We start from the raw sequence: 13100 nt of genomic DNA on the forward strand, positions 1-13100 counted from the left end.
TCAGGCCGCGCCGGCCAGTGCGGTCGGTGCCGACTCGCTGATCAACCCTTCCTTTTTGAGCGCCTGCCAGAAGGCCGGGTCGATGGTGGCACGCATGGAGGCTGCATTCTCGCGCGCCTGCTGGGCATTACGCGCGCCCGGAATCGTGGCAGAAACAATCGCCGGTGCGGCGGTGAACTGCAGTGCTGCGGTTCGCAAATCGGTGCCGTGGGCTTTCGCTATGGATTCGATACGGGCGCGTTTTTCGCGATAACCCTCGGGAATGCTGTCGCCATAGAGCCAACGGTTCTTGCCGGCCAGAAAGCCCGCGCCCAGCGGCGCGCCGATGACCACCGAACAATCCTGCGCCTCGCATACCGGGAACAGGCGTTCGAGGGCGTCGTCATGGTTCATCAAGGTATAGCGTGTGGCCTGCAGAATGACGTTGGGCTCGGCATGCTCGAGCGCGGCAAGGGCCGGTTCGATATCGTTTACGCCCATGCCCCAGCCCTTGATCAGGCCTTCGTCACGCATTTTCGTCAGCTCCGGCATGGCCCCTTCGATGGCGATCTTGAGCTGGGCATCGTAGTCGTCCAGGTCGGTGTTGCTCGGCGCGAGGTCGTGGATGAACACCATATCGAGGCTGGGCACGCCCAGGCGCTGCAGACTGTCTTCCACCGAACGGCGCACGCCGGCCGCGCTGTAGTCGTAGCGATAGTCGAAGTTCAGATCACCCGCCCAGATGCCGTGACTGTCCATCGATGCGTCCGGCGTGAGCAATCGCCCGACCTTGGACGACAACACATAATCGCCGCGCGGCCTGCCGTCGAGGAAATGCCCCACACGACGCTCGCTCAGACCCAGCCCGTACCAGGGCGAGGTATCGAAATAGCGCACGCCCGCGTCCCAGTGCGCCTGCATCATCGCTTCGACGGTCGCATCCGAGGTTTCGAAAAACATATTGCCGGCCTGCGTTCCGCCGGCGCCGTATTTGGTCGCAGGCCGATAGCCCGCGGCCGAGCCATCGTCGGGGTTGGCCGGCATCGAGTCGGGGCTGTGGCGGGTCGCGGCGGCGTCTTGCCCCGCGGCGAATGCGCGCGGCACGAACCACGCGGCCGCGCCCGCGAATCCGCCGAGCGCGGCGGTACGAAGAAAGTGGCGACGGCTGGTCATGGCACACCCTGTCTGGAGTTCTGACCCCACGGTATCAGACGCTCGGCAAGCCATGGCGCCAAGTCGCGCCCGGCGCGGTGCCTACAGCGGGCGATCGCCGATACGCAGCAGGGACTGAAAGCGGCCATTCGTGTCGTAGCTCAGCCGATACACGCCGTGCACACCGTCGCGCGTGACCACACGCCGCAGCGCCTGGGCCGGCAAGAGCACGCGCCGACCATCCACGCTGGATGCATACACATGCTCGACCGAGCCGGCGTAGTGGGCTCGGCATTGCGCCGCGGAAAGCGCGATGATGACATCGATACTCGGCATGATCGGCTTACAACAACACGCGCCTACAATTCGGCCGGGCGGTTGGCCACCCGTTGGCTGGCGAGGGTCAACGATTCGGGATAGGCGAGTAGATAACCCTGGCTGTATTCACAGCCGAACGAGCGGACCCACTCATGTTGCGCCCGGGTTTCCACGCCTTCGGCCACTACGCCGAGCTCCTGCCCGTGGGCGAGATCGACAATGCCACGCACCAGTTCGCGGGCGACCGCATCGTGTTCGAGTCGCTGGACCACACTCTTGTCGAGTTTGACGATGGATAGCGGCAACCGGGTGAGATAGGCAATCGAGGAATAGCCGGTGCCGAAATCATCCATCGCGATACGAATACCCAGCGTTTTCAAGCGGCTCATGGTTCGCGCGGCGACTTCGAAATCCGCGATCAAACTGCGTTCAGTCAGCTCGAATACCAGACGTTTGCCGTCGATGCCGTGCTTTTCCAGCACTGCGGCCACGCAGTCGTAGAAATCGCTTTCGTAGAATTCGCGACCCGGAATATTGACGGCGACATAGGGTAAAGGCGCCTCGCCAGCCTCAGACCGCCATTGGGCGATCTGGCCCGCAGCCGTATCCAGCGCATACTCGACCAGCGCGCGGCTGAGGTTATGCTCGGCCTCGGCCACGGGTATGAATTCGTCCGGATAGATATCGCCCAGTTCCGGATCATGCCAGCGGGCCAGCAATTCGAAACCGGCCAGCAGATCGCCGCGGTTGCTGAACAACGGCTGCCAATGAAAATGAATCCCGCCTTCGTGGAGTGCGGTTTCGAACAGACGCCGAATATGCCGATCGCGCAGCAGCTGGCGATTGATGGTCTCGGAAAACAGCACCACACCGCGAGCGATACCGGCACGGTGGTGTGCCTGGCGCGCACGGGCGACCAGTTCCGAGGCATGACGGCCATGCTCGCCATGCAGTGCCAGCCCGCCGACGACGCGAAACGCGACCTGGGCCTGGCCCGAGCTGACCTGCTTGTTGGCGTATTCGACCTGATGTTCGCAGCGCTCGCGGATCGGCTCCATATCGGCCATACCGGGTACGGCGCCGACGAATTCGGTATCCGACAATCGCGTGAGATAGCAGAAATCCGCCGGATCGGACTGTAGCGCGGCCAGCCAGTTGGCCACCGTCTGCCTGGTGACCTGCTCGCCGTAGGTCTGTTCGTAGTGGCCGAGGTTGACGATATCCAGATGCACAACCGCGCTGTCCTGACCGTTGCGTGCGCGCGACATCAATACATCGTCGAGGCGTTCCAGCGCGATCGTGCGCGTGGCAACCGGCAACGACGGATCGCGGTCCATGAGGCGCGCGACATGGCGATCGTGCGCGGCGATACGCCGGTCGAGCTCGAACTCGTGTTCGATCCAGTCGACCAGTTCCTGGAGCAGCACCTGATCGCGCGCGCCGAACACGCGCGGCTTGTAATCGAGCACACAGATCGTGCCGATCGGCTTGCCGTGCGGGCCATGTAGCGGCATGCCGGCATAGCTGCAAATATGCGGCGCTTCAGCCACGTAGGGCAGCTGCGAAAAGCGCGGGTCGGCACGTGCGTCTTCGACGAACAGTGGCGCATCCTGCGTGATGGCGTAGTCGCACACGCTCAGATTGCGTGGAATCGACTGTAAATCGAGCCCGCGGGCGGATTTGAACCACTCACGGTCGCCTTCCATGAGCGACATGAGCGCGATGGGCATGCCCAGCAGCTCGGTGGCCAGCCGGGTGATACGGTCGAAGCGCTCCTCGGGCCGGGTATTGAGCAGACCCAGCTCGAGCAGGTCGGACAGACGATCGCGTTCGCGCCGATCCGTATCGACCGCGGCATGCGTGGCCACGGCGTGTCGCTGTGCACCGTCGCCGCCGGTTTGGCTTGTCACGATGTTCGTCCTCTCGCTCGCGCCCCGCCCCCTGCGCCCCTGGAAAGGGTTATCGCGCGCCCGTGGTCTTTTTTCAAGTACCACGGCCCAAGCGCTCGGCCTGTACGCGGCGCCCAGGCACCGCGTCGTGCCATCGCCGGCGTCGCGGGTCGCCAGCGCAGGCCACAATGCCGTGCGACACGGCGCACCGGTTCGCAACGACATTGTATTTCATGCATGCGCAACTCAACCGTCGGCGTCGAGCTTGTCCTGGGTTCGATGCGCGAAATCGCTGGCGTCGTGACGCTCACGCAGCTGTTCGTGCGGCTCGCCCCAGAGGCGGTTGACCATGCGCCCACGGCGCACCGCGGCCCGTGCGTCGATCTCGCGCGCCCAGCGCTGTACATTTTCGTATTCCTGTACCTGAAGGAACTCGCCGGCATCGTAAAGGCGGCCCAGCGCGAGCGCGCCGTACCAGGGCCAGGTGGCGATATCGGCAATACTGTATTCGCCGCCCGCCAGATAGGCGGATTCGGCCAGCCGCCTATCGAGCACGTCGAGTTGGCGCTTGACCTCCATGGTGAATCGATCGATCGGGTACTGCATCTTTTCCGGCGCATAGGCATAGAAATGCCCGAAACCGCCGCCCAGATACGGCGCGCTGCCCATCTGCCAGAACAGCCAGTTCATCGCCTCGGTGCGTGCGCCGTGCTCGTCGGGTATGAATTCACCGAATTTCTGCGCCAGATACAAAAGAATGGAGCCGGACTCGAACACGCGGGTCGGCGTGGCGGTGCCGTGATCGACCATGACCGGAATCTTGGAGTTCGGGTTGATCGCGACATAGCCGCTGGAAAACTGCTCGCCTTCGCCGATATTGATCGGCCACGCGTCGTATTCCGCGCCGGCGTGGCCGAGTTCGAGCAGCTCCTCGAACATCACCGTGGCTTTGACACCGTTGGGCGTGGCCAGCGAATACAGCTGAAAATCGTGTTTACCCACCGGCAGCTCGGCCTCGTGGGTCGGCCCGGCGATGGGGCGGTTGATATTGGCGAATTTACCGCCGCTGCCGGTCTCCCAGGTCCAGACCTTCGGTGGAGTGTAGTCTTGGTTGTCGCTCATCATCAGACGGGGTTGCGAAATATGGCCCCGATTATCATCCGATCCGGGTAATGCGTCGAACTCACCGACCAACCGCCCTCTTTCATCGGGCGGTTAATTACGCCGATCGGCGTAGCCGGCGGGCAGTTGGTCCGGCGCTTCGGCGATCACGCTTTCGTCATCGACCGCTCGGGTTTCGATAAATGTCAGCCGCGCGAATTCGTCGATCACGAGCTTCGGATAGGTCGGCCCGGCGTCACGCAGCGCACGCATTCGATCCAGATGATCGTTCTGGTAGCAGACCGTTTTGTGCGGCGCATCGGCCACCCAGCGCGGGAAAAAGATCACCCCATGCAGGCGACGCTCGGCGAAATTCGCGGTCACGCTCACTGCCGTGCCGGTGGGCTCATCCCACGACACCTTGCAGACCTCGTCGGACAGACGGGCGATATGCGCGGCCTGATCGCGCACCCCGCGCCCGCCGACCATGCCGCTATGAATGCGGTAGTCGATCGTACGGGCATTCTTGAGATACATCTCGTACTGCCAGCCGTTGTCGTAGGTATAGATGAAATGGCGACCGAGAAAACCCGCCAGTTCATCGGCATGCGTGGATTCGAACGATTCTTCGGTGATCATGGATTCGCCTCATTGCGTAAAGCGTGCGGGCGGTGATGCTCGCATGAAGCAACGTGCGCGCATCCAAACGCCGGGCTACATCGCAGCCTTCAATCGCCACGCCCCAGGCGGCGAATCACCGGCCCGACCGTCAGCCCCTGGCCGACAATCGAGAACAGCACCACGCAGTAGGTGATGGTCACGATGGTATCGCGGGCTTCGCCGGCCGGCAGCGCCAACGCCAGGGCGACAGAAATGCCGCCGCGCAGCCCGGCCCAGGTCAGCAACGCACTGGCGTTGTCGCCGAGTCGATGCCAGGGCCGGACCAACTGCAATGCCGCGCTGACACAGCCATAACGGGTGATCAGCACCAGCGGGATCGCGAGCACGCCGGCCAGCAGATAGCGCCCGTCGAGGGTGATCTGAATCATCTCCAGGCCGATCATCACGAACAGCACGGTATTGAGAATCTCGTCGACGATTTCCCAGAAGATATCCAGATGCGCCCGTGTGGTTTCGCTCATCGCGAACATGCGCCCCTGATTGCCGACCAGCAGCCCGGCCACGACCATCGCCAACGGCCCTGAGGCATGCAGGGCCGCAGCCAGCTGATAGCCGCCGAGCACCACCGCCAGCGTGACCAGAATCTCCACCTGGTGGTCGTCCATCTGGCGCAGCATCCAGAACGCCAGCGCGCCGAGCGCCAGGCCGAGCAACACGCCGCCCGCGACTTCCTGCACGAACAACAGCGCGATTTCACCCGCGCCCTCGACATGGCCGGCGCGGGTCAGCCCGAGCAAGGCCAGAAACACCACCACGGCCACGCCGTCGTTGAACAGCGATTCGCCGGTGATATTGGTTTCCAGCTCGGAGGAAACACCCGCGCGCTTGAGCAAGGCGAGCACCGCGATCGGATCGGTCGGCGAAATCAGCGCGCCAAACAGCAGACAGAACACCAGCGGCAATTCGAAGCCGAGAAAAGGCGCGACGACATAGGTCACACCGCCGATGATGGCCGTGGATAACACCACGCCCACCGACGCCAGCACGCCAATGGAAAAGCGGTGCTTCCACAAATCCCCGAGATTGACCTGCAGGGCGCCGGCAAACAGCAGAAAGCTGAGCATGCCGTCCATCAGCGTCTTGTTGAAATCGATGGCCAGCCACCAGGCGCCGGCCTGCTCGCGAATATCGAGCACGCCGAAGAAGTCCGCAGCCACGAGTGCGGCCGATACCACCAGGCTCAACAGCATCACGCCGATGGTGGTCGGCAGACCGACGACGCGGTAATTGAAAAATGCCAGCACCGCGGCCAGCGAAACCAGTACCGCGCCAATCTGTAGCAGGCCCACGCTTACTCCCGGTCAAAACGCGACAGGATAGCGCGTTGGCTCATATGGCTGGCCCGCAATCCAGGCGATAAACCCGTGCCGCGGTATCGAAGAACAACGCCTGTTTTTCGTCTTCGGAACAGTCGCGGGCGAGATGCTTGAACGCGTTCCAGAGGGTGACGTAATCGCAGCTGAAGTGATCGACCGGGAAATTGCTTTCGAACATGCAGCGTGTCGCGCCAAAGGCTTCGATACAGGTTTCGATATAGGGCGCCCAGGCCTCGGCCAATGCGGGGTACGAATCGGGCCGATTGGCATAGGACCATTCGAAACCGGCAAACGGCATCGCCAGCCCGCCAAGCTTGACCACCACGTTCTCGCAGGCAGCAAGCGCGCGAATCTGCGTACGCCATGCGTCGAAGCGGGCCGCGCGCTGGCCTGCATAGGCGCCAATACCGACAGGCCCGCCGACATGATCGAGCACGATCGTGGTTTCGGGAAAGGCCTGGGCAAGATCCAGCAGATCCGGCAACTGCGGCTCCAGCAGCCAGGCATCGAAGCTCAGCCCGCGCGGGGCGAGTTCGGCAAAACCCTTGCGAAAATCGGGATCGCGCAACAAACCCGCCGGCGTGCCACGGGTCGATAGCGGGCCCAGCACGTTCTCGTCGCCGTCGTAGGCCGCGCTGTGGCGAATACCACGAAAACGCCCCTGCCCGGCAGCGATATGCGCTTCCAGCACCTCGCCGACCTCCGCGCCCAGGCGCAGGTCGGCATGGCCCACGATGCCGGCACAGGCACGTGTTGGACCATAAACGCCGCTGGCCGCGACCGCGGCCACGCCGTTGACGAACTCGGTTTCGCCTACGCTGCGCAAGGCCTTGGGCCCGTCGGCGCGATACATGGCCCGGCATTCGATGAACACCGTCGCCCGGATATCGTGGCCGCTATCGGTATCGGCCAGCAGTTCGTCGAGCATGTAGCGCGAGCGCTCGCGCAGCATCTGACTAAAGCCATGCGCGGCAAACGGCATAGCGCGCAGATCCAGGCGCGAGCGATCCCACAGATGATGGTGCGGATCGATGATCGGGCGGTCGGGTTCCAGAATGGTTGCAGTCACGGCATCTCCTTTGTCGGCGCACGGCTGGGCTGTTGTTATCGAGGGCAACTTACCATCGAACGCTCGTTCGGTTTCGAGTCGGTCGTGCACGGTTATTTGATGTAGCAGACAACTTCATGTCTTCATACAGATCGCTTTCTTCGTTCTGGCGACACCATGAGTAGTTATCGAGACGGAATACGCCTGGGCGTGGCCGGCGCGGCGGCGGCGGCGGCGATCTATTTCCCGCAACCGCTGGCGGCGCGTATTCAAACCAGCTTCGAGGTGTCGGTGTTGTGGGCGGCCATGCCCATGACCTTTGCCTTTATCGTGCTCACCTCGGGGCCGGTGGTATTCGGACGTTTCATTACCGTGGCGCGTGCGATGCGCATCGTGCTGGTGACCGAACTGTTGCTCGCGGCGCTGTTCGCGGCGCAGGCGCTGGCCTTCGATGTACTGCCCTATTTCGCGCTGCGCGCGCTTCAGGTGATGCTGCTGCCGCTGTTGATTCCGGCGGTGATCACCGGCTCGTCCAATATTCTGGGCTCGGACAACCGCGCCCGCGATCTGGCGTTCTATACCGCGGGCACCATCGTGGGCGGCGTCAGCGGACGGCTGATCGCAGTGGGCTCGGTGAGCTTCGAACATTGGCAGGTCGGCAGTCTTGCCATTACCGTCATGCTGCTGTTTTCGGCCTGGCTGCTGCGCGACCCGCCGGTATTGGCCAGCGAACTGCCGCGCCGGCCGGCAGCGTCGGGCGAGCATACGATCCCGCCTGTCGAGGCGCGCAAAAGCTGGTGGTGTCAGGTGACCCTGTCCTATCCGGGGCTGGCCCTGGCGTTTGGCGTACTCACCACGGTACTCACCTGTCTGCCCTTCGAAATCGGCTACAAGCGTGGCGGCGCCCTGATGCTGGCCATCGTCTACGGCGGTTATGCCGTGGGCATCGCCACATCGCTGGGCGCACCGGCGATTACTCGTATCAGTCGCGGCCTGCCCAATGCGACGCTGGTGGCCGCGATCGTGTTCGTAATCGGCCTGCTGGGCGTGATTCAGGGTTCGTTTGTCGCCCTTGTGATCGGCGTGGTGCTGCTGTGCGGCAGTATGGTCTTTCAGCAGGCCACCCAGATCGTGCTGCTCAACGATTATTTCGCCCGCTCGCAATCGGGCACGGTGAGTGCGCTGTTCGTCGCGGCGGTATTCGCCGGCGGCACAGCCGGCTCGAGCGTGATGGTGTCGCTCTACGAATGGGCCGGTTGGGGCGTGGTCATGGGGATCTGCCTCGTTTTTGCGCTCGTGGCCGGCTACTGCGTTTATGCCGCGGCCCGTCAGCAGGCCCAGGCGGCCCGCGCCCTGCCCTGACCACGCCGACACAAACGCTGGTGCTGCGCGCTGCCGCGCGGCAGACTGCGACCGTATTTTTCAACCGAGCCTGGCATGTCGTCGATCATTCTCCACCACTACGAAGCTTCCCCGTTTTCGGAGAAGGTTCGGGCCATTCTGGGCTACAAGCAGCTCGAATGGCGCTCGGTGCTCATTCCGCGCATCATGCCCAAGCCGGATCTGGTGGCCCTGACCGGCGGCTATCGCAAGACGCCGGTCATGCAGATCGGGCGCGACGTCTATGCCGATACGCATCTGATAACACGCCAGATCGAGCGACTCGCGCCTGAACCCGGCCTTTTTCCGAAGACCGATATCGCGAGCGTCATCGGGCTCGAACAGCTCGGCGACAAGCGGCTGTTCCTGGCCGCCGTACCGGTGATGTTTCGCCCGGCGGGCCGTGCGGTGCTCATCGACAAACTCGGCAAAGACTATCTGGCCAGCTTCGGTGCCGACCGCGCCGCGTTGTTCAAGGGCGGCCACGTCGTACGCCCGGACGCGGCGTACTCCGAGGCGGTTCTGCCGCCAACGCTGAAAGCCCTGGATCGCCAGCTCACCGACCGCGACTTTCTGTTCGGCGAACGCCCCTGTATTGCCGATTTCTCGGTCTATCACCCCCTCTGGTATATCCGCTCGAACAGCGGCGTAGCGCCACTGCTCGACGACTACCCGAACCTGCTGGGCTGGGCCGATCGCATCCGCGCGTTGGGACACGGCACCCGCGAAGATATCGATGCCGGCCAGGCACAGGTGATCGCCGCAGGCTGCGAGCAGTGGCAACCACTGCCGGCCGCGGTCGAGGCCGGACTCGCCCCCGGCACGCGGGTATCGGTTGCAGCCACCGATTACGGCACCGAAACCAGCCAGGGCGAGCTGGTGTCGATCGCCGCCGAGAGCATGACCATTCAACGCGATGGCCCGGACGGACAGCCTATTCGCGTGCACTTCCCGCGCGACGGTTTTCGTGTCGAGGCGGTCGAGGCGTAGCCCTTGCGGCGGCGCGCCGCCCTCGCCGTATTGCGAAAAAACCGAGCCGGGCCGTTGTACCCACCGGCCCATGCCACCATTATCGGTTTATCCATTCGACCCGCCGATCGAGGCCGAGTCATGAAACGAGCACTGGGCGCAATGGCCGCCAACTGGCTGCGCAAACCGGAAAACCAGGAACGTATCAAGCGCACCGCGCGCGACGTGTGGGGCAAATTCCAGCAGCGCCGTGAGGCCCGAAAGAACCCGAGCGCTGGCACGAAGAGCCGCGAGGGCCGACCCACCGAGCGCAATGCGACCGACAGCCGCGATGAGTAAGCGATATTCAAAGCGCGCAGGCGGCGCCGGGCTGCTCGCAATGCTCGCGGCCGTGCTTCTCGCGGGCTGTGCCGGCGGCCCACCCGAGGATCCGACCGAGCCGGCCTATCAGCGCTATTGGCAATGCGCCTATGGCGCGGCCATGCCCTATGCAGCGGACTACAGCGTGAGTCCGCGCAGCGCGGCCGCTCGGGCACAGTCGGCCTGCGCCAGCGCCTACCGCGCTTATCGCGATGCACGCATCAGCTATGTGCGCTCGGTGGTGCCTTCGCGCGATCGCGACATGGCGACCACGCTGGGCAATCAGGCGGCGCGGGAACGGCGCAAGATGGTCACACAGCGCCTCACCGAGCTGGTGACCGAGGCGCGTTAAAGGTCCGCGCGGGTCGCCGCACGAGCTGCGTTCCGACTCTACCCTGCGCCCGCGTCGCAAATCAGGTTACGGGCAGCCCGGCCGTCTTTGATACCGTCGGTCATGAATTGACTGCATCGACCCGTGAGCCCCGCCATGACCGCGCAAACCCTGCCCGACACCATGAACGCCATGCTGCTGACCGGCCATGGCGGTATCGACAAGCTCGTCTATCGCGACGATGTGCCAACGCCGGTAGCGGGGGCCGGCGAGGTGGTGGTACGCGTTACCGCCACGGCCAAGAACAATACCGACCGCAAGGCCCGCGAGGGGCTTTATCCCACGCGTGATGCCCACGACGTAACCTCGTTTGCGATCGGCGGCAAACCCACCCTGACTTTCCCGCGTATCCAGGGCGCGGATATCGTCGGCCGGGTGGCCTCGGTCGGTGAGGGCATCGATGCCTCGCGCATTGGCGATCGCGGCCTGCTGGATTTCAATATCTATGCCGAGACACCCGATGGGCCACGGCGCGATATCAATCTTACGCCCGACTACTACGGCCACGGCGCCGATGGCGGCTATGCCGAATACGTGGTGGTACCGGCCGATCAGTTTCATACCATCGACAACGATCTGACCGATGCCGAACTGGCCAGTCTGGGCATGTGTTCCTATCAGACCGGCTACCACATGCTCACCGCGGCCAATATCCGTGCCGGCGAGCGCGTGCTCGTCACCGGGGCCAGCGGCGGCGTGGGCACCGCCCTGATTCAGCTATGCCGGGTGATCGGGGCCATTCCCTATGCACTGAGCACACCCGACAAGACCGACGCACTGCGTGCGCTCGGCGCCGAAGCGGTCTTCGATCGCGCCGATATGCAGGACTTCACCACCACGGTGCGCGAAGCCACCGGCGGCGAGCCGATCGACGCGGTCATGGATCTGGTCGGCGGCGACATGACCCAGCGCTTCATCGATACGATGATATTCGACATGACCCGCCGCCGTACCTACCCGCGCCTGAGTATCGCCGGCGCGAGTGGTGGCAACGTCAGCGAAGTGCTGTGGACACGCATCTATCTTTATCAGGTGCAGATCTTCGGCGTCTCCCACGGCACCCGCGACGAGGCCGAGCAACTGATGCGCTGGATTCGCGGCGGCGAACTCAAGCCGGTACTGCATGCCGCATTCAAACTATCGGAACTGCACGAAGCCGAGCGCTATTTCGTGGATCGCTCGAGCAACTATCTGGGCAAGATCGTGATCGTGCCCGACAGCCAATGGGCCGAACACGGCGCGCCCTATGCGCTGACCGACTAACCGCACGAGAGCCGGCCCCTCATGAACAGCCTATTCAAAGAGAACGCGGGATGAGCGCAGAACTCACATTTCAGATCATCGATACCCATGCCGGCGGCGATGTCAGCCGTATCGTGGTGGGCGGCATCACGCGCCTACCCGGCGCCACGGTGCGCCAGCAGATGGAGTACCTGCGCGACCATGCCGATGGTCTGCGCACGGTCCTGCTCGAAGAGCCCTATGGCATCCCCGAAATGTCGGTGGATCTGATCGTAGCGCCGTCGAACCCGGAGGCCGTTGCCGGCTACATCATCATGGAAGTGATGGGCTACCCCATCTATTCCGGCTCGAATACCATCTGTACCGCCACCGCGCTGCTCGACAACCACATGATTCCCAAGCGCGAAGGCCGCCAGCAGTTCGTGCTGGAATCGCCGGCGGGCCGTGTGGCCATCGAGGCACGGGTCGAAAACGATGTGGTCGAGGCGATCACCTGCGAAGGCCTGCCCAGCTATATCGATACCCATCGGGCCACGATTCATGTGCCCCTGATTGGCGAGGTGACCTACAGCATCGCCTATAGCGGCGGCTTCTATGCGCTGGTCGATGCGGGCGAACTGGGCTTTTCGCTCACCCGCGACGAGGAATCGCGGCTGGCCCACTGTGCCCAGGCGATCGTCGAGGCGATCCTCGAAGAACGCGGCTTTTCCCACTACGAACTCGGCGACGTGGGGCCGCTGCCGTTCCTGCACTTCATGGGCGATGTCGAGCAGACCGGCGCAGGGCACTATCGCTCGCGCTCGGCGACTTATGTGCACCCCGGCGTGATCTGTCGCAGCACCACGGGCACCGGCACCTCCGCGCGCATGGCGTTGATGCACCACGAAGGCCGCATGCAGCCGGGCGATACGCTGGAAACCGTGTCGCTGCGCGGATCGAGCTTTCTGGGCACGTTCACGCGCGTCGCCCAGGCGGGTGGCTACGACGTGGTCGAAAACACCATCACCGGCAAGGCGCATGTGATCGCGCGCTCGCAAATCGTGGTCAATCCGGCCGACGAACTCGTCGACAGTTCCCAGCTGCGCGGCATTCTCACCTGCACGCAGTCCCAGGACTAAGCTTGGCGCCTATGCGCTCGCCACGGCGCGCGCATAGGCGCTGGAGGCATTCATTCCGCCGCTAACCGCAAAAGACGGGAATGACGGCTCGGTTTCGCGGCGCCGCCCAATGCCTGCGTTGGCTCCGAACCAAGGCTTGGTAGACGCTATCGTCGA

General features: G+C 63.8%; 13 protein-coding genes. 6 read left to right on the plus strand and 7 right to left on the minus strand.

Annotated features, from left to right (window positions below; all coding sequences use genetic code 11):
• The 7 genes from S4A8_RS01760 to S4A8_RS01790 form a co-directional block, all read right to left on the minus strand.
• Nucleotides 1-1152 (minus strand): aldo/keto reductase, encoded by a 1152-nt coding sequence (locus S4A8_RS01760; protein WP_353218786.1) that lies wholly within the window; start codon nucleotides 1150-1152, stop codon nucleotides 1-3.
• Nucleotides 1153-1233: 81 nt separating this feature from the next.
• Complete coding sequence (locus S4A8_RS01765; protein WP_353218787.1) at nucleotides 1234-1467, minus strand: DUF2835 family protein; 234 nt, start codon at nucleotides 1465-1467, stop codon at nucleotides 1234-1236.
• Between the two features lie 23 nt (nucleotides 1468-1490).
• Nucleotides 1491-3359: a putative bifunctional diguanylate cyclase/phosphodiesterase gene (locus S4A8_RS01770; RefSeq protein ID WP_353218788.1), complete on the minus strand. Its 1869-nt coding sequence runs from the start codon at nucleotides 3357-3359 to the stop codon at nucleotides 1491-1493.
• Between the two features lie 225 nt (nucleotides 3360-3584).
• Nucleotides 3585-4460, minus strand: a complete 876-nt coding sequence (yghU, locus tag S4A8_RS01775) for a glutathione-dependent disulfide-bond oxidoreductase (protein ID WP_353180843.1) — start codon at nucleotides 4458-4460, stop codon at nucleotides 3585-3587.
• 93 nt (nucleotides 4461-4553) lie between these two features.
• Nucleotides 4554-5078, minus strand: a complete 525-nt coding sequence (locus S4A8_RS01780; RefSeq protein ID WP_353218789.1) for a phenolic acid decarboxylase — start codon at nucleotides 5076-5078, stop codon at nucleotides 4554-4556.
• An 89-nt stretch (nucleotides 5079-5167) separates the two neighbouring features.
• Nucleotides 5168-6409, minus strand: coding sequence for a cation:proton antiporter (locus S4A8_RS01785; RefSeq protein ID WP_353218790.1), 1242 nt, complete (start codon nucleotides 6407-6409; stop codon nucleotides 5168-5170).
• 40 nt (nucleotides 6410-6449) lie between these two features.
• The gene (locus S4A8_RS01790) at nucleotides 6450-7505 is read right to left on the minus strand and encodes an amidohydrolase family protein (RefSeq protein ID WP_353218791.1); all 1056 of its coding nucleotides are present in this window, start codon (nucleotides 7503-7505) and stop codon (nucleotides 6450-6452) included.
• A gap of 156 nt (nucleotides 7506-7661) precedes the next feature.
• Here S4A8_RS01790 and S4A8_RS01795 point away from each other — a divergent pair, with 156 nt between their 5' ends.
• The 6 genes from S4A8_RS01795 to S4A8_RS01820 all read left to right on the plus strand — a co-directional run bounded on the left by S4A8_RS01795 (nucleotide 7662) and on the right by S4A8_RS01820 (nucleotide 12944).
• Nucleotides 7662-8846 (plus strand): MFS transporter, encoded by a 1185-nt coding sequence (locus S4A8_RS01795; RefSeq protein WP_353218792.1) that lies wholly within the window; start codon nucleotides 7662-7664, stop codon nucleotides 8844-8846.
• A 75-nt stretch (nucleotides 8847-8921) separates the two neighbouring features.
• Nucleotides 8922-9854 (plus strand): glutathione S-transferase family protein, encoded by a 933-nt coding sequence (locus S4A8_RS01800; RefSeq protein WP_353218793.1) that lies wholly within the window; start codon nucleotides 8922-8924, stop codon nucleotides 9852-9854.
• 120 nt (nucleotides 9855-9974) lie between these two features.
• Entirely contained in the window at nucleotides 9975-10172 is a 198-nt protein-coding gene (locus S4A8_RS01805) for a hypothetical protein (RefSeq protein WP_353218794.1), read from the plus strand.
• Nucleotides 10165-10545: a hypothetical protein gene (locus tag S4A8_RS01810; protein WP_353218795.1), complete on the plus strand. Its 381-nt coding sequence runs from the start codon at nucleotides 10165-10167 to the stop codon at nucleotides 10543-10545. The genes S4A8_RS01805 and S4A8_RS01810 overlap by 8 nt, the downstream gene beginning before the upstream one ends.
• Nucleotides 10546-10680: 135 nt before the next feature.
• Nucleotides 10681-11847 (plus strand): alcohol dehydrogenase catalytic domain-containing protein, encoded by a 1167-nt coding sequence (locus S4A8_RS01815; RefSeq protein ID WP_353218796.1) that lies wholly within the window; start codon nucleotides 10681-10683, stop codon nucleotides 11845-11847.
• Between the two features lie 50 nt (nucleotides 11848-11897).
• The gene (locus S4A8_RS01820; protein ID WP_353218797.1) at nucleotides 11898-12944 is read left to right on the plus strand and encodes a proline racemase family protein; all 1047 of its coding nucleotides are present in this window, start codon (nucleotides 11898-11900) and stop codon (nucleotides 12942-12944) included.
• The last annotated feature ends 156 nt before the right edge of the window (nucleotides 12945-13100 follow it).

This window comes from Salinisphaera sp. S4-8 (genome assembly GCF_040361235.1).
Classification (GTDB): Bacteria; Pseudomonadota; Gammaproteobacteria; order Nevskiales; family Salinisphaeraceae; genus Salinisphaera.

Excerpts from the sequence above, each read along its gene's own strand:
- S4A8_RS01810 (WP_353218795.1), top strand. The coding sequence starts at position 10,165 with ATGAGTAAGCGATATTCAAAGCGCGCAGGCGGCGCCGGGCTGCTCGCA.
- S4A8_RS01815 (WP_353218796.1), top strand. The coding sequence starts at position 10,681 with ATGACCGCGCAAACCCTGCCCGACACCATGAACGCCATGCTGCTGACC.
- S4A8_RS01805 (WP_353218794.1), top strand. The coding sequence starts at position 9,975 with ATGAAACGAGCACTGGGCGCAATGGCCGCCAACTGGCTGCGCAAACCG.
- S4A8_RS01760 (WP_353218786.1), bottom strand. The coding sequence starts at position 1,152 with ATGACCAGCCGTCGCCACTTTCTTCGTACCGCCGCGCTCGGCGGATTC.
- S4A8_RS01820 (WP_353218797.1), top strand. The coding sequence starts at position 11,898 with ATGAGCGCAGAACTCACATTTCAGATCATCGATACCCATGCCGGCGGC.
- yghU (WP_353180843.1), bottom strand. The coding sequence starts at position 4,460 with ATGAGCGACAACCAAGACTACACTCCACCGAAGGTCTGGACCTGGGAG.
- S4A8_RS01780 (WP_353218789.1), bottom strand. The coding sequence starts at position 5,078 with ATGATCACCGAAGAATCGTTCGAATCCACGCATGCCGATGAACTGGCG.
- S4A8_RS01765 (WP_353218787.1), bottom strand. The coding sequence starts at position 1,467 with ATGCCGAGTATCGATGTCATCATCGCGCTTTCCGCGGCGCAATGCCGA.
- S4A8_RS01800 (WP_353218793.1), top strand. The coding sequence starts at position 8,922 with ATGTCGTCGATCATTCTCCACCACTACGAAGCTTCCCCGTTTTCGGAG.
- S4A8_RS01795 (WP_353218792.1), top strand. The coding sequence starts at position 7,662 with ATGAGTAGTTATCGAGACGGAATACGCCTGGGCGTGGCCGGCGCGGCG.